Genomic DNA, 15,208 nt, shown 5'->3' on the forward strand with positions numbered 1-15,208 from the left:
GCCGGTGCGGGTGGCGGTGTCACACTCCCCAGTCGTCGTTGACGGTGACCGCGTCGCCGATACGGAACCGGCCGCCAGGCACCAGCGGCGTCGTGGGCTCACCCAACTCGACGACGTGCTTGCCGAACTTGGGAGCCAGCGGGCGGCCGACGTCCCGCTTGAGCCACAGGCGCAGCAGGTGCCGACGGCGCTCCGGCTCCGGGTGGTCGACATAGCTGGTGCGTGAGTGCAGCGCGGCGTAGTTGAGCAGCCACTGCACGTCCCCCGGCTGGAAATCCATGTCGATCGGCAGGCCCGGCTCCTGTGAGATCTCGTCGAAGAGGTTGATGGCCGCGACCTGGTCGGGCGTCAGTTGCGGGACACCGGGGTACTCCTGGGCGCTGAAGATCATCGAGTTGCCCGCGTAGGTGCTGAAGACCCCGTCGACGTAGCCGATGATCGGCGAGGTGTAGGTCAGTTCCGGAGAGTCGGGGTCCTGACGCCGCCAGTCCCAGTGGTACGTGTCGAAGAGCCGAGGAGCGAGGTCCGGCCGGCGGCGCAGCATCTCGTTGTAGATCGTGGTTCCGCTGACCAGGCTGGAGGCTCCACCCTCCTTGGCGCCGCGCAGGCACATGAGGGCGACGACGTCCGAGCTGTCCGAGTGGAACGGCAGCCGGTCCCGCACTCGGGAGGGCAGAGCCCCCTCGTCGGACAACGTCTTGTTCGACGTGGCGATCACGTGGTCGAGCAGGTCTCCACGCTGGTTCTGCCCGATCGGCTGGCCCAGGTGCAGTCCCATGACGAAGAAGATGGCGGCTGCCATGGCGTCGCCGTACTCCTCGGTGCGCAGGCCGCGCACCAGGACGAAGCCGCGTCCGGCGTCCATCTGGGCCGCGCACTCCTCGTTGAGTGCGCGGCAGGCGTCGAACGGGTAGTCGGCGGCGGTGACGGTGCGCAGGTCGGGGTTCTCGGCGACGAAGCGCCGTCCCAGTGCCTCAAGCTCAGCCCGCTCGGCGTCGCTGAGCACGTAGATCCATTCGGTGGACCTCGACAGCTCGTCGCCGCGCCAGGCGGACGGTCCGGAGATCGGCTGAAGGCCGACAGTGGTGGTCATGGTGATGCGCTCCTCGAAAATGCGGTGAAAGCCCGTGGGCGAAGACCCGACGGAAGACGAAGATCTCGGTGCGGCGGGTGTTCGTCGCTCGGCGACGAACGGCACCCGGAACACTCAGAACGGGGTCTGAGGCTCGCCGGCGGCCGTACCGGGGCGCAGTCCTTCCCGGGGCGGGAAGTAACTGAGCGGCTCGTCATAGGTCCGGCGGCCAGCGCACGACACGAGCAGAACGCCGATCAGGGCGACTGTCTCCATGCTGGTTCCGTCCTTTCGAGAAGTGCCTCAACCATAAGTGAGGGCAGAATGCGAGTCAATGGACGTGACGCCGTCTCGTATTGCAGTACAGTGCGTCGGCCGTCCCGGCACATGTGACGGCACCGGGTTCGGCCACAAGCTCCCCTCACGGCTGCACCCAGTACACCAACCTGACGATGCGCGCCCCGGATACAGGAGTGTCCGCGATGCTCTTGGAAGTCGGCCGTGTCAACGAGCCCGTCGACGACCTGGCCAAGTTGCGCCGCTACACCGAGTGGTTCGAGTTCCTGTACCGAAAGCCGACAAGGGCAAGGCGGGCCTGGACGGCGTGGTGGAGGCCGCCGCCCCTTTGGTACTGGGAGACATCGGGCAAGCGCGGGAGCTTCGCACTCAGGCTCCGGGGCCGAGCTGGTCGATGACTTTTGATACGGACGGCCCGGTGACCTATCCCTGTTGGCGCAGGCTGTTGGTGACATTGAGTAATCACGTGCGGATGCCGCCGGGGGCGATGGAGCGAGCTGCGACCCATGTCGGCCAGCACCGAATCAGCACGCCACAAACCGTGCTGGTTCCGTGCTGACTTCGAGGGCCGGAATCATAGAAAACCGCAGGTCGCAGCCCCGATCGAATGATCGAATGAGTTGTCGTACCACTCGATGGTGGTGCCGATGAGGCTGGCTGTGACGATGCGTTTGAGGCTGGCGGGGGGTGGGGGAGCGGTCGCGGGGGAGGGCATCGGCACCACTTCCTGGCGGTTGGCGGGGACGGTTTCGTGTCGCCATACCGTAGGAATCTGCAGGTCAGGGGGCACATGTGGCGGGGCATAGTTCGAGGGTTGGCTATGCGTGCGGCCACCATGCCCGCTCATGGAAGGGCGGTTCAGAGGCTCGATGGCGGTCGAAACGAGCGCCGTCCGGGACGCGTGGTGCAGGATGATCTGACGGTGCGGTGCAGGAATCCTGCCCGAGCAGCCGACCTGCCGCACGAAGGCACGCCCCGGTGCGAAATACTCTCCCGATGAGTTCACGCACTTCCCCGATCAGCCAGCCGATCACGATACGGAGGGCCGTTGCGCGGGATGCCAAACGGCTCACGCGGCTCGTGCGTGGCTCAGGCGCCTACGCGGGTAAGTACGCAGCCGCAGTCGCGGGCTACCGGGTCGGGCCTGATTACATCGAGGCCCACCGCACCTTCGTGGCCGTCGGCGCCGACGAGCATGGCGGCCGGGTCCTCGGGTTCTACTCGCTCGTCCTCGCTCCACCGGAGCTCGACCTGCTGTTCGTCGCCGACGAAGCGCAAGGACGGGGTATTGGACGGCTGCTCGTCGCGCACATGCAGTCCGAAGCCCGTGCCGCCGGGCTCGATCGTGTCAAGGTCGTGTCGCACCTTCCGGCCGAGGGCTTCTACCACCGTGCCGGTGCGGTGCGGATCGGGACCGCGCTTGCGAACCCGCCCGCCATGCCGTGGGACCGTCCTGAATTCGAGTTTCGCGTTTCTTCGGAATGACGCGGCCCTCGGGGGCGGTGAAGACGAACTGGGCGCCCGCGCCCACGCCCGATGCTTCCGGGGCGGGGGTCCGGCGGCCCGAGCGCCGGCGGCGTCTCGATCGATGTGACCGGCTTTATCAGTCGCTCAAGTCGATCGAGCTAGGCGTTCGACTGTTGCTTGGGTCACTCCCGGTGCGCATGGAGGCCGGGTTGGGTTTCCGGGAAAATGAAGACATCCGACGTTGTGCCCTGGCCGCCGGTCGGCGCCTTCTGACTGTCAGCTCGAAGGTACGGACACCAGATCCAGGCGGCCGCCGGCCATGGCCACCACGGCGGACACGAACGCCTGGAGGCAGGCGTGCTCGGCCTCCTCGTCAGGGTATGAGAGACGCTGCATCGTCAGCCCGTCGAAGCCGGCGAGGAAGAACCGCGCGATCGTCTCCGCGGACTGGGCGAGAGGCTGCCCGGTGCGCTCGGCCGCCTCGGCCACCAGTCGCGCCGTCACCTCGGTCACGCCCCGGTTGTGACTTTCCAGAGCTTGGCTCAGGGCGGGGGAGCGGAGCGCGAACATGGTCAGTTCCATGAGGAGCTGATGACTGGCGGGCTGCTCGCGGACCGTCCGCCACAGGGCGGCGGTCAGCGTGGCGACCGTCTCCTCGAACCCGGCCCCGGCCGGCGCCGCCCCTTCGACCTGTGCGATCAGATCCTGGGTGAGCTGTTCCATGACGGCGCGGTACAGCCCTTCCTTCGTGCCGAAGGTGTAGTGCACCGTGGCCTGGGCCACTCCCAGCTCGCCGGCGATGGCACGGGTGCTTCCCGCCGCGACTCCTTCCCTCGCCATGTAGTCGATGGCCGCTTTGATCAGCTGAGGGCGGCGCTCGGCCGCGGGAACGTGAGCCATGGCTGCATGGTACGTGACTGAGTCTCCTGAACAAGTCGATAGACCGGCGTCTCATGAAGAGCGCGGCTACAGCTTGAAGGAGCTCGCCGAACGCAGCGGATTGAGCTTTCGCGGACTGATTTGCATCGAACACGGGCGGCGGAATGCAGGTGTGTTGACCATCCTGATCATTGCCTCCGGGCTGAACGTAGCGTCGCCCAAGCTGTTCGCAGATGTCTCGCAGGCTGCCGACAAGCCGCGTCCGCGCGCACCGACCACCAGCAGTTGGGCCGTGCGGCAGGCCTCTATACAGCGCTCCCGCGCTGAACCGCTCATCGGTGCTGAGGGTCGGGCAGGAGAGACCCGAGGGGTACCTGTGGGTCGGTGAGCATGGGGATGTCTACCGTCTGGGCGGTGCGGACGAGGGTCTGGAGCTGGTCGTTGACGTCCCAGATGTTGACGTTCATGCCCGCGAGCACCCGGTTGCCGGCGAGCCAGAAGGCGATGAACTCACGTCCCGCCACGTCACCGCGGAAGACGACCTGGTCGTAGCCACCGGGCTCGACGTATCCGGCGTATTCCATGCCCAGGTCGTACTGATCGGTGAAGAAGTACGGAATCCTGTCGTATACCGCATCCTCTCGGCCGAGCATCGCCTTGGCCGCGATCTGCGGCTGGTTCAGCGCGTTGGCCCAGTGCTCGACGCGGATGTGCTTGCCCAGCAGAGGGTGGAAGGCATGGGCCACGTCACCGGCGGCATAGATGTCCGGATAGGAGGTGCGCAGCCGTTCGTCGACGCGGATGCCGTTGTCGACCTCCAGGCCCGCCTCCTGCGCCAGCCCGATGTTCGGCTTGATGCCTACCCCGACGATGACCACGTCGGCGTCGATGCGGGTACCGTCGGACAGCCGTACTCCGTCCACCGCGCCGCCGCTGCCGGTGATCTCGGCGACCTGTGCGCCGAACCGCAGATCCACACCGTGGTCGCGGTGCAGGTTCGCGAAAAGCTGAGCGACCTCGCGGCCGAGGACCCGCAGCAGCGGCAGCTCGGCCATCTCCAGCACGGCGACCTCCACACCGGCCGTACGCGCCGCAGCAGTGGTCTCCAGGCCGATCCAGCCCGCGCCGATGACCACTGCCCGTGAGGCGGACTGGAACGCTTCCTTGATCTGGTCGCTGTCCTCGACCCGTCGCAGGTAGAGCACCCGCTCCAGGCCCGCGCCCGGGACCGGCAGGCGGCGCGGTGCGGATCCGGTGGTCAGCAGCAGCTTGCCGTAGCCGACCCGGCTGCCGTCATCGAGGGTCATCTCGCGCGCGGCCGGGTCGACGGCGGTGACTGCCATACCGAGCCGCATGTCCACGTTGTGCTCGGCGTACCACTGCGGCGGATGGACGTAGATCTGTTCCCGTGCGTCCTTCCCCGTCAGGTAGCCCTTGGACAGCGGTGGCCGCTCGTAGGGCCGCTCGCGCTCGTCGCCGATCAGAACCAGCGGTCCGTCGAAGCCCTCCTCGCGCAGGGCCTGCGCGGCCTTGGCGCCGGCCAGGCCGGCCCCGACGATCACACACGCGTCGTTCGCGGGCATCGTCAGTTCCCTTCCCTGGCCGCGGGCCGGCTCCGCAGCGTTTCGGCGAGCTGCTCGGCCAGCTGCTGCCAACTGGTGTCGAACTTCGACACGCCTTCGTCCTCAAGGGTCTGCACGAGGTCGTCGTAGTCCACGCCGACGGCTCGCAACCCGTCGAGAACCCGCTGAGCGTCGTCGTAGTGGGCGCGGACCGAGTCGGCCGGTATGCGGCCGTGGTCGGCGACCGCGCGCAGGGTGGCTTCGGGCATGGTGTTGACGACGCCGGGTGCGACGAGTTCCGTCACGTAGCGGGTGTCGGGGTAGGCGGGATCCTTGACGGAGGTCGAAGCCCACAGCGGACGCTGCGGTCGGGCCCCCGCCTGGCGGAGGGCATGCCAGCGGGGTGAGTTGAAGACCTGCTCGTAGTGTTGATAGGCCAGCCGCGCGTTGGCGATCGCCGCCTGGCCGCGCAGCTCGGCGGCCTGCGCGGTGCCGGCCTTGTCCAGGCGTGCGTCCGCCTCGGCGTCGACGCGGGAGACGAAGAACGAGGCCACCGAGCCGATCCTCGATAGGTCCCGGCCGGAGTCGCGGGCGCGTTCCATGCCGTCGAGGAAGGCGGCCATGACCTCGTCGTGGCGGGCGAGGGAGAAGATCAGCGTGACGTTGATGCTGATGCCCTCGGCCAGGCACGCGGCGATCGCCGGCAGGCCCTGCCGGGCGGCCGGGATCTTCACGAACAGGTTGGGCCGGTCGACCAGCCACCACAGCGCCCGCGCCTCCGCGACCGTCGCCGCGGTGTCGTGCGCGAGCCGGGGGTCGACCTCGATGGAGACCCGCCCGTCGACGCCGCCCGTCGCGTCGTAGGCCGGGCGCAGCACGTCGCACGCCCACCGGACGTCGGTTGTGGTCAGCGCCCGCAGCGCCTCACCCACCCCGACTCCGCGGGCCGTCAGGTCACGGATCTGCTCGTCGTACGCGTCGCCACTCGTAATGGCCTTGGCGAAGATCGTCGGATTGGTGGTCACCCCCACCACCCGGTCACGCGCGACCAGGTCCGCCAGGCTCCCGGAGACCAGCCGCTCCCGGCTGAGATCGTCCAGCCAGATCGACACTCCGGCATCGCTCAGTGAGTTCAAGGGATGCATGACGCGCCGCTCCTCCCGCGAGCAAGGCGGAAGGAGCAGCTCGAGGCTTCTTGCTGCTCGTCCGCGGCCCGCACCAGAGCTTGCCTGTCGCTCCATCCTCTCCGGAAGGTCAGCGGCCCGCAATCCGCCCCCGGGGGGCCCGACGAGTGTTGGCTGACCTGCACAGCCCGCCGACCGCCTGATGCGTTCCGCATTCCTGATGTTCAAGCCGGCGCTCACTGTGGGGCCGGACGGCTCCCCCGAGAGTCTGGCTGCTGCGCGCCGGGGCGCTGCGGCAGCCGACCGCCAAAGCCTCAAACCCTGGTCGCGCCCCTCTGGGGGCCGGCTCCACGTTCCCGGGCAGGACACGGTCCGGGGAGCGTGGAAAACGGACGTTCCCGGCCGCCGAGCGGCCACCGTCGACGCCATCGGCCAGGGTGAATTGCTGGGCTGGCCGTGGCTGGTCCCACCGCACACCTGGCAGCTCGGCGCAGAGACACAGCGGGTGATCGTCTGGCCCAGTACCGGATCTTCCTCGCACAGTGTGAGCACCGCTGACGCGTCGAATTCCAGTGCATGTACGGACCGGCAACTCAATTCATTGTGCTGCTCAGGCAGCGTTGTGAACTCGCGCAGCGCTCGCGCACGGATCGGTCGATAATGGAAGCGACCGACTTCGGCGAGACGTGAGGGCACGTCGCGGGGCTGCGCATGAACGATCAATCCATGCAGATGAACGGTCCCCCGCCGGTCGTAGGGCTGGTCGGCGAGAGCCACGGCGGTTCGGACTGCCGGATCAGCCAGATCGTCGAAGGGCCGATCCCTGTCCAAGCTGACCAGGCTGGTGCGGCTGTTCGCCCGCCGCTTCTCGGTGCAGGAGCGCATCGGTCGCCAACTCGCCGAATCTCTGCAACAGATACTGCTGCCGCACGGCGTCGCGGTTCACTTGGGGGCAGTTCATCTGTGCACGCAGATGCGCGGCGTGCGGGAGATCGAGTCCAGTACGCAACTGCGCGGCGAGTTCTTCACGCTGTGCGGCCAGCGGGGGTTGGCCGGACATGGCTGACCACAACGCCGCGCGCACCGCCGGACCGAGACAGACAACCTCCTTGGAGCACCTGGAGTTGCTGTACGAGAAGGCCGGGCAGCCCCACTTCGGTCTGCCCGCGGCGCTCGCTACGGCCTACGGCGGCGACCCTGGGCTTCACCCCACCGTGCGTGTACGCGAACTTCGTCCGAGCCACGCCCGGCCACCAATGGACACCCGACCATGTCTGCCCGCAGGCCGCGCCCGCCTTCGCCGAGCTGCGGCGGAATCTGCGACGCCCCGCCCAACCGGAACTGGTCGTGATCACCGCGAGCGGTGACCTCCCCACCGAAGACCCAACCCTGGAGTCGGGCGCGCTCGTGGCCACCACCGTGGAAGGCGCCCGTCGACTGGAGGGACGCCTGCCGCCGGCGTGCACGACACTCACCCCGGGCGAAGGGGCCGTCCTCCGTTTGGCCGACGTACTCGCGGCTCTCCACGCTCGCGGACACACCGTGGTGCTCACCGAGGGCGGACCGCACCTCATCGGCAACCTGCTCGGTGAGGGCTTGCTGGATGAGCTGTTCCTCACGACATCCCCGGTACTCGCCGGCCGAGCCGACACCGTCCTCGGTCACCGGGCCAGGACCGCGCAGCCCGGGGCGATTAGGGACAGAACCTTCACAAGCTCGAGCGCTGCGTAGTAGAGGTGGGCGCGGGAGTCTCCTGACCTTCACCGGGCAGCAGCCGAGCGACAACCTCACTCCCTCGCTGCCGTCGTCGTGTATCACCCATGTATGGCCGCTCCCTAGCATGACGCCGATGGAGGCGCCATGTGGGGAATGATCACCGGTCAGCTGCGCAGACAGTCCGTGCGGACGTTGACGTTGCTGGTCGGTGTGCTGGTGGCCACCGCCGGGTTCACTCTGCTGACCGGGTCCGTGGAGACCTCACGCCTGACGGTGAAGGCGTCCGCCGACGCCAACTTCCGTGCCGCGTACGACATCCTCGTGCGGCCCGCCGGTGCGCGGACCGGGCGCGAGGAGTCCGTCGGGCAGGTGCGGCCCAATTTTCTGTCCGGGCAGTTCGGTGGGATAACTCCCGGCCAGTGGCGGGAGATCGCCGGCCTGCGAGGGGTGGAGATCGCCGCTCCCGTGGCGATGCTCGGCTATGTGCAGGCCGGGACGCACGCCCAGGTCGATGTGACCGGGCAGCTCGACCCCGCGGCCGACCGGCAGCTGCTGCGGCTGCGCAACACCTGGACCACGGACCGGTCGCTGAGCAGGGCCCAGGACCCGGGTTCGGTGTACGTCTACGTCACGAGCAATCCGGTCGTGCTGCCGGATGCCAGATCGACGGCCAAAGACCCGAGTTGGAGGAGTCTGTACACGTACCGCGGACGGCACCTGACCGCCGTCGGTGACGCACTGAGCCAGGGGGACAGCCCCTGCGACGATGGTGAGATGCCTCCGCTCGAAGTGCTGCCCGGGGGCAAGTTCGAGCCGCTGTGCGCCCTTCGTACGGTCTCCTCGTCCGGCGGTGGCGCGGTCAACGACCAGCTCGACCCCGCCCAGCGCAGCGAACTCGTCGTCGTGCAGCGGCACGCGGACGGCAGCTTCACCAGCGGGACGGACGTGCACAACCGCACGACCTCCCGCCGCGCGGTGGCCGACATCGACTGGTCGATGACGCTGCTGCTCGCCGCCGTCGATCCCGAGCAGGAGGCCCGGCTGGTCGGGGTGGACGGGGCGATGGCCTCCGGCCGGTATCTGAAGGACGGTGAGAAGCCCGCCGTGGACACGCAGGGCGGGTCGCGGTTCGAGGACATCCCGCTGATCAGTACGGACCGGCCCTATCTGGACGAGCAGTTGAGCACGACGGTCTCGAGCGTCACGGGAACGATTCCGAAGCTCTCCGGGCGCGGTGGGAAGGAGCTGCGCGGTCTGCTGGCCGGGCTGCCCGTCAGCCCGGGGCCGACCACGCGCGCCGACGCCGACACCGTGTTCCGGCGGTCGGTCGCGGACGGCACGATCGACGTCAACCCCTTCGTCGTCCTCCAGGCCGGAGCCCCCCGCTATGCGGCCGGCGGGGGAGTGCTGCGGCCCGCGCCCGTCGCGTCGGACAGCGGTGAGCTGTGGCGGCAGTCGACGTACGGCGGTGATCTGCCGGCGTGGTTCGTTCAGGACACGGCGTTCCGGCCGGTGACCCGACTGCCCGGGACCGACGCGAGCCAGGACCACTTCCCGCAGTTCAGCGTGGTCGGCACCTACGCCGTCGAGCGCCTGAAGGGCTTCTCGAAACTGTCCGAAGTGCCTCTGGAGACCTACCGGCCGCCCGCCGCCCGCGCCGCCGACGAGGCCGGCCGCGCCGCACTCGGCGGCCAGGCGCTGGCCCCCAACAGCAACCCGGGCGGCTACCTCGCCACCCCGCCGCAACTGCTCACCACCCTCCAGTCGGTTCAGGCCGTCACCGGCTCCGAGTCCCCGCATGCGAAGGACCCGATCTCCGCAGTACGGGTCAGGGTCGCGGGTGTGCGCGGAACGGACGAGGCGTCCCGGGAACGTATCCGCGCCGTCGCCGAGGCGATCACCACCCGCACCGGGCTCGACGTGGACATCACGGCAGGTTCCTCCCCGGCGCCGCAGCAAGTGGCACTGGGGGAGGGCAAGTTCGGGCGGCCCGCGCTCGCGCTGACGGAGAACTGGACCGCCAAGGGCACCGCCGTCGCACTCGTCGAGGCCGCCGACCGCAAGAGCGTGCTGCTCTTCGGCCTGGTGCTCGGCGTGTGTGCGCTGTTCCTCGGCAACGCCGTGGCCGCCTCCGTACGCACCCGGCAGCGCGAACTGGCCGTCCTCGCGTGCACCGGCTGGACGGGCGCCCGCCTCGCGGGACTTGTCCTCGGTGAGGTCGCCCTGGTCGCGGCCGTGGCCGGTGCCGCCGGTGCCGCGGCCTCGTTCCCGCTGGGCTGGGCCTTCGGCCTCGACGTCACCGCGGGGCGTGCGCTGCTGGCCATACCGCTGGTGGTGGCCACGGCCCTGCTGGCAGGGGCGCTTCCGGCGATACGGGCAGGGCGGCCGTATCCCGCACAGGCGCTGCGGGGCTCGGTCTCCGGGCCGCGGCGGGCCCGGCGCGCCGGGCGCGGGCGCACGCTGACCGGGCTCGCGGTGAGCGGAGCGCTGCGTACGCCGTCGCGTTCGGCGCTGGGCGCGCTGGCGCTCGCGGTGGGGGTGGCCGCGGTCTGCCTGGTCACGGCGGTCATGTGGACGTTCCAGGGCGCGGTCCAGGGGACGCTCCTCGGCGAGGCGGTGTCCCTCGAGGTGCGCGGGGTCGATGTGGCCGCGGCCGTACTCACCGCGGCCCTGGGGGTGTTCGCCCTCGCCGACGTCCTCTATCTCGACAGCTGTGAACGGGACGGGGAGTTCGCCATGCTGCGGGCCTGCGGCTGGGCCGACACCGAGGTCATGCGACTGGTCGTCGCGCAGGGTGCCGTGATCGCCGTGGCGGGCGCGGTGACAGGCGCGGCGACGGGGCTCGCACTGACCGTGGCCTTCACCGGCTCGATTCCGGCGGGGCTGCCGGTGGCGGTGGGCGTGGTCGCGGTGGCGGGAGTGCTGGCGGCCGTGGCGGGCAGCGTCGTCGCGGCCGGCCTCGCGGTACGGCGGTCGCCGGCGGGGCCGTTGGCCGAAGAGGGATGATCCGAGAAGGATGGACAGAGATACGGAGAGGGAGAGAGAACCCTATGGGGGACGGTGCCTCGGTCCTGGTGGAGGACCTGCACAAGAGCTTCGGCACCGGTGACGGGCTGATCAAGGCCGTCGACGGCATCAGCCTGGACATCCCGGCCGGACACAGCGTCGCCCTCGTCGGCGCCTCCGGCTCCGGCAAATCAACACTGCTGCACCTCATCGGGGCCATCGAACGGGCCGATGCGGGCCGGGTGGTGGTGGACGGCCAGGACGTCACCGCGCTGGGGCGGCGGGCCGCCGCTTCGTACCGGCGCACGGTGGGGTTCGTGTTCCAGCGGTTCCATCTGCTGCCGGGCCTGAGCGCGCTGGACAACGTGCTGGCTCCCGTGCTGCCCCGTAAGGCCGGCTTCGACCGGGACGCACGCGCCCGCGAACTCCTCGCGGCGGTGGGTCTTCAGGGACGGGAGTCGGCGTTGCCCTCGCAGCTGTCCGGCGGACAGCAGCAGCGGGTCGCGGTGGCACGGGCGCTGATCGCCCGGCCCCGGTTGCTGCTCGCCGACGAACCCACCGGGAGCCTGGACTCGGCGACCGGTGAGCAACTCATGGACCTGGTGGGAGAGCTGGCCGCCGAGTACGGCTGCACGCTCGTGGTGGCCACGCATGACATGGGGGTGGCGGAACGCTGCACGGACGTGCTGCGGGTACGGGACGGGCGCCTCGGTGAGGTGGCGGGCAGCGGCGGCTCGAGATCGCGGCGTGCCCGGTGAGAGGGGCGCACGTGGTCCGCGTATCGGCGATGTATGGCAGGCGTATGCCGTCCCCGTAGCGTCTTGGACGAACGCCGTCGTGACGGGCGACGGCCCCAATTGGGGGTTTCGACATGCGCACTCTGAACCGACTCGCAGACTCGGTCCTCGGCCGGGTGGTACCGCGCGCCGAGGCCGAGGCGAGCACCACGGAGTACTGGTGCCGCCGCGACACGAGCTGCGGCCCTCAGTACCCCTCCGCCAAGGGGAACTGGCGCCGCACCTGCCAGTCGCCGGGCACGAACTGCACCGCCTGGACGCTCTACTCCTGCTGCTACTGACGCGGTTCCTGTTCTCCCCGGTGCCGCCTCCCCGTGGCATCTGTCGCGCCCGGCCCCCGTCGCGTCCTGCGGCGGGGGCCGGGCGTTCGTGCCGAGCACCACCGCGACCACCACGTCCACGGGTACGAGGCCGACGGTCCGCGAGTCCGTGCTCACCGCCGCGTTGTCGCCGAGCACCGCCATCCGCCCGGGCGGCACCCGGCCAGGACACCCGGGAACCCCGGCCGGCACCGGGTCGCCCGGCAACGCCGCGACCCGTTTCACCCACAGCCCGTCCCCGTCCGCGACCGGCCCCACCACACGGGCGCCGTTCGGCAGTTGCACCGGCAGGACGACCACCTGGCCCACGCGCAGCCGTCGGCCCGCCGAGCCACGGCGCCGCCCCGGAAGCCGCCCGCCTCGCCCCGTAGGCCGCCCGCCTCCGCCCGGAAGCCGCTCGCCTCCGCCCGCACGACCTCCGAGCCGACGGGCCAGGACCACCGCCCCGTCCCGAAGCCCGGGCTCCATGCTGTGCCCCCGTACGGTCACGAGCATCAGCCACCTGCCGAGCACCCGCTTCACCCCGCGACCTCCTGCTCCCGGCCGGGCTCGACCCCCTGAACCCCCGCCACCTCCCGCTCCGGCCCCGACGAGTCCTCCCAGAACCCCGCCGCCTGCCCTCGGAACAGCTCGGCATACCGTCCCGACGGCAACCTCATCAGCTCCTCATGCGGCCCTTCCTCCCGCACCGCACCCCCGTCGAGGAGCACGATCCGGTCCGCTGTACGAACCTCGCTCAGCCGGTGCGAGATCAGCAGCCGGGCCCGGCCCTGCCCCAACCCCCGGATCACGTCGGACACTTCGGCCTGAGCATCCGGATCGAGGCCCGACGTCGGTTCATCGAGCACGAACAGGTCCCGGTCCGCCCGGAGCAACGCCCGGGCCAGTGCGACCCGTTGCCACTGTCCGCCGGAGAGCACGACACCGCTGTCCCGGTCGTTCGCCCCGAAGAACCCCCGGGTCAGCATCGTGTCGTAGCCGGCCGGGAGACCCACGAGGACCTGGTGCACCCCCGCCTCGCGCGCGGCCTCGACGACCTTGGGGCCGGGTGCGCCGTCGGGAGTGCGGACGGCCAGCGCCGGATCGCCGAGCGCGATGTTCTCCGCCGCCGTCATCTCGTACGAGACGAAGTCCTGGAAGACGACACTGAGCCTGTCCCGCAGCGACTCGGGTGTGAACTCCCGCAGATCCGTCCCGTCCCACAGGATCCGCCCGTGTTCGGGGTCGTAGAACCGGCAGAGCAGTTTGACCAGCGTGCTCTTGCCGGCCCCGTTCACGCCGACGAGACCCACGCTCTCCCCGGCGCGCACCGTCAGCGTCACGCCCCGCAGCACCCACGGCAGATCCGGGGCATAGCGGAACCACACGTCGTCGAGGACGATCCGGTCGCGCAGGGGCCCCGCGGCCCGCCGCGCCGTGCCGGGCCGTGCGCCGCCCTCGGCCAGGGCCACGTACTCGGCGAACACCAGCAGATGCTGATGGCCGTTGGCCACCGCGGTGACCGCCGAGCCGAGTCCGCCCTGTACCGAGGCCACCGCCGCGAGGAACACGGAGAGGTCCCCGACCGTCAGCGTCCCGGCCGACACCCGGCCCACGGCCCACAGCAGTCCGCCGCCCGCGATACCCGAAGCGAGCAGAGTGGGCAGGGAGTTGACGCTCAGACGGCGTACGTCGAGCCGGTGCCGGATCCGGTTGACGGCCCGCCGCTCGACGAGCATGCGCTCCCGCAGTACATCCCCGATGCCGAACAGCCGTATCTCCTTGGCCGCCGTCGTACCGCCGAGCAGCGTCGAGAAGAACGCCTCGCGGCGCTCGCCGGCCGTGACGCCCGCGAACGCCGCGGCTGTCGCCCGGGCCAGCCGTAGCTCCGCGACCAGCTTCGGTACGGCACCGAGCAGCACCAGTCCCGCGAGGACCGGGCTGACGGCGGCCAGAATCCCGGCGAACCCCACCAGCGTCCACCCCGACCGCAGCACGATCAGCGCGCACTGCACCAGCTGTACGGGGGTGTCCTGGCCGGACTGCTGGGCGAGCCGGAGCCGGTCGAGCCGTACCGGATCCTCGTAGAGGTCCAGGCCCGGGTGGGCGTTGACCGCACGGAACAGCCGGTCCTGCGCGGTCAGCGCCACGGCCCGGGTGAGCACGCCCTGGCAGAGATCGTCGACGTACGGCAGGAGCGCGAGCAGCACGCCGATCGCGGCCAGGGCCGCGGCGGTCGCGGTGACCTCCCGCGTCCCGTACCCGGTGAGCGAGTCGATCAGCTGCTTGGTCAGCCAGGCCGCCGCGATCGGCCCGGTGGCCTCGACGACGGCGAGCAGCAGGGTCGCCGAGAGGGCGCGGCGGTGCGCGCCGACCGCGAGCCGCAGCGCCGTGGCCGCGACCCGGGGCCGGGACACGGGGTGCAGTGCCGGGTGCGTCATGCGACCGGCCGGCCCACGATCCCCGCTTTGGCGATGAGCTCCGGCGCGCTCACCGCCGACCAGCGGATCGCCACGCCGTCGCCGGAGTCCTCCAGGCCGCAGACCAGGGGCAGCCCGTCCACCCGGAACGTGGTGATCCATGACTCGACCCAGGGGTCCTTCGGGTCGCCGACGATGACCCGGGCCACCGGTTCCAGGGCCTTGATGAAACGCGCGTTGTCGTCGTCGGTGCCCTCGGAGAGGACGGCGACGACACGTTCGCTGCCGCCGGGCTCGTCCATGGCGCTCGTGACGACCAGCGGCAGCAACTGCTCGCAGGGCTCGCAGCCCGGTGCGAAGAAGGCGACGAGCGTAGGCCGGGTGCCGTCCGGTATGTCCACCATGGCGCCGGCGGTCATCCGGTGGGCCTCGGTGATGCCGGTGACCGGGGCGGGCGCCGCGCTGGCCGGGCGGGCCTCGATCTCTTTGAGCCGGCGGATGACGCCGTACAGGAGAAGGAGATTGAACAGGCCGAGGAGCAGGCCGAGTAGGGAGAGACCGAGGGACAC

Annotated in this window: 14 protein-coding genes and 1 pseudogene; 8 read left to right on the forward strand and 7 right to left on the reverse strand. The window is 70.3% G+C overall.

All coding sequences use genetic code 11. The features are described from left to right. Positions 1–19 precede the first annotated feature (19 nt). On the reverse strand, positions 20–1,093 hold the full coding sequence (locus MQE23_RS39810) for a TauD/TfdA family dioxygenase (protein WP_037674098.1): 1,074 nt from the start codon (positions 1,091–1,093) through the stop codon (positions 20–22). 114 nt (positions 1,094–1,207) lie between these two features. Continuing rightward, positions 1,208–1,348, reverse strand: a complete 141-nt coding sequence (locus tag MQE23_RS39815) for a hypothetical protein (protein WP_020277398.1) — start codon at positions 1,346–1,348, stop codon at positions 1,208–1,210. 1,017 nt (positions 1,349–2,365) lie between these two features. Between MQE23_RS39815 and MQE23_RS39820 the strand changes: the two genes are divergently transcribed. Beyond that, positions 2,366–2,854: a GNAT family N-acetyltransferase gene (locus tag MQE23_RS39820; protein ID WP_082320100.1), complete on the forward strand. Its 489-nt coding sequence runs from the start codon at positions 2,366–2,368 to the stop codon at positions 2,852–2,854. 258 nt (positions 2,855–3,112) lie between these two features. Here MQE23_RS39820 and MQE23_RS39825 read toward each other — a convergent pair whose 3' ends face one another. Next, the gene (locus MQE23_RS39825; RefSeq protein WP_020277401.1) at positions 3,113–3,736 is read right to left on the reverse strand and encodes a TetR family transcriptional regulator; all 624 of its coding nucleotides are present in this window, start codon (positions 3,734–3,736) and stop codon (positions 3,113–3,115) included. Between MQE23_RS39825 and MQE23_RS39830 the strand changes: the two genes are divergently transcribed. Then, positions 3,735–4,103 (forward strand): helix-turn-helix transcriptional regulator, encoded by a 369-nt coding sequence (locus MQE23_RS39830; protein WP_082320101.1) that lies wholly within the window; start codon positions 3,735–3,737, stop codon positions 4,101–4,103. The genes MQE23_RS39825 and MQE23_RS39830 overlap by 2 nt on opposite strands. Here the strand turns inward: MQE23_RS39830 and MQE23_RS39835 are convergent. Then, the gene (locus tag MQE23_RS39835) at positions 4,048–5,298 is read right to left on the reverse strand and encodes an FAD-dependent oxidoreductase (protein WP_243381684.1); all 1,251 of its coding nucleotides are present in this window, start codon (positions 5,296–5,298) and stop codon (positions 4,048–4,050) included. The two genes, MQE23_RS39830 and MQE23_RS39835, sit on opposite strands and share 56 nt — an antisense overlap. A 2-nt stretch (positions 5,299–5,300) precedes the next feature. Continuing rightward, complete coding sequence (gene tal / locus MQE23_RS39840) at positions 5,301–6,422, reverse strand: transaldolase (RefSeq protein ID WP_243381685.1); 1,122 nt, start codon at positions 6,420–6,422, stop codon at positions 5,301–5,303. A gap of 373 nt (positions 6,423–6,795) precedes the next feature. On the opposite strand from tal, the pseudogene MQE23_RS39845 reads away from it, so the two are divergent. The 6 genes and pseudogenes from MQE23_RS39845 to MQE23_RS39870 form a co-directional block, all read left to right on the forward strand. Next, positions 6,796–6,897 (forward strand): annotated as a pseudogene (locus tag MQE23_RS39845) (regulator); the annotation flags it as partial. A 336-nt stretch (positions 6,898–7,233) separates the two neighbouring features. Continuing rightward, entirely contained in the window at positions 7,234–7,467 is a 234-nt protein-coding gene (locus tag MQE23_RS39850) for a GTP cyclohydrolase I (protein ID WP_279345203.1), read from the forward strand. Positions 7,468–7,619: 152 nt separating this feature from the next. Continuing rightward, on the forward strand, positions 7,620–8,132 hold the full coding sequence (locus tag MQE23_RS39855) for a dihydrofolate reductase family protein (protein WP_243381687.1): 513 nt from the start codon (positions 7,620–7,622) through the stop codon (positions 8,130–8,132). 129 nt (positions 8,133–8,261) lie between these two features. Continuing rightward, complete coding sequence (locus MQE23_RS39860) at positions 8,262–11,123, forward strand: ABC transporter permease (RefSeq protein WP_243381688.1); 2,862 nt, start codon at positions 8,262–8,264, stop codon at positions 11,121–11,123. A gap of 44 nt (positions 11,124–11,167) precedes the next feature. Then, on the forward strand, positions 11,168–11,881 hold the full coding sequence (locus tag MQE23_RS39865; protein WP_020277407.1) for an ABC transporter ATP-binding protein: 714 nt from the start codon (positions 11,168–11,170) through the stop codon (positions 11,879–11,881). 113 nt (positions 11,882–11,994) lie between these two features. Further along, complete coding sequence (locus MQE23_RS39870) at positions 11,995–12,201, forward strand: hypothetical protein (RefSeq protein ID WP_020277408.1); 207 nt, start codon at positions 11,995–11,997, stop codon at positions 12,199–12,201. A 557-nt stretch (positions 12,202–12,758) separates the two neighbouring features. Here the strand turns inward: MQE23_RS39870 and MQE23_RS39875 are convergent. Next, positions 12,759–14,660 (reverse strand): ABC transporter ATP-binding protein, encoded by a 1,902-nt coding sequence (locus tag MQE23_RS39875; protein ID WP_243381690.1) that lies wholly within the window; start codon positions 14,658–14,660, stop codon positions 12,759–12,761. Continuing rightward, positions 14,657–15,208 carry a hypothetical protein gene (locus tag MQE23_RS39880; protein ID WP_243381691.1) on the reverse strand — a complete coding sequence of 184 codons (552 nt, stop codon included), beginning with the start codon at positions 15,206–15,208 and terminating at the stop codon, positions 14,657–14,659. Before MQE23_RS39880 ends, MQE23_RS39875 begins: the two co-directional genes overlap by 4 nt.

It is taken from the genome of Streptomyces sp. HP-A2021, from assembly GCF_022807935.1.
GTDB classification, from domain to species: domain Bacteria; phylum Actinomycetota; class Actinomycetes; order Streptomycetales; family Streptomycetaceae; genus Streptomyces; species Streptomyces afghaniensis.

Bases quoted from the DNA above. Each gene is read 5' to 3' on its own strand.
- MQE23_RS39810 (WP_037674098.1), bottom strand. From the start codon at position 1,093: ATGACCACCACTGTCGGCCTTCAGCCGATCTCCGGACCGTCCGCCTGG.
- MQE23_RS39815 (WP_020277398.1), bottom strand. From the start codon at position 1,348: ATGGAGACAGTCGCCCTGATCGGCGTTCTGCTCGTGTCGTGCGCTGGC.
- MQE23_RS39820 (WP_082320100.1), top strand. From the start codon at position 2,366: ATGAGTTCACGCACTTCCCCGATCAGCCAGCCGATCACGATACGGAGG.
- MQE23_RS39830 (WP_082320101.1), top strand. From the start codon at position 3,735: ATGGCTGCATGGTACGTGACTGAGTCTCCTGAACAAGTCGATAGACCG.
- MQE23_RS39825 (WP_020277401.1), bottom strand. From the start codon at position 3,736: ATGGCTCACGTTCCCGCGGCCGAGCGCCGCCCTCAGCTGATCAAAGCG.
- MQE23_RS39835 (WP_243381684.1), bottom strand. From the start codon at position 5,298: ATGCCCGCGAACGACGCGTGTGTGATCGTCGGGGCCGGCCTGGCCGGC.
- tal (WP_243381685.1), bottom strand. From the start codon at position 6,422: ATGCATCCCTTGAACTCACTGAGCGATGCCGGAGTGTCGATCTGGCTG.
- MQE23_RS39860 (WP_243381688.1), top strand. From the start codon at position 8,262: ATGTGGGGAATGATCACCGGTCAGCTGCGCAGACAGTCCGTGCGGACG.
- MQE23_RS39865 (WP_020277407.1), top strand. From the start codon at position 11,168: ATGGGGGACGGTGCCTCGGTCCTGGTGGAGGACCTGCACAAGAGCTTC.
- MQE23_RS39870 (WP_020277408.1), top strand. From the start codon at position 11,995: ATGCGCACTCTGAACCGACTCGCAGACTCGGTCCTCGGCCGGGTGGTA.
- MQE23_RS39875 (WP_243381690.1), bottom strand. From the start codon at position 14,660: ATGACGCACCCGGCACTGCACCCCGTGTCCCGGCCCCGGGTCGCGGCC.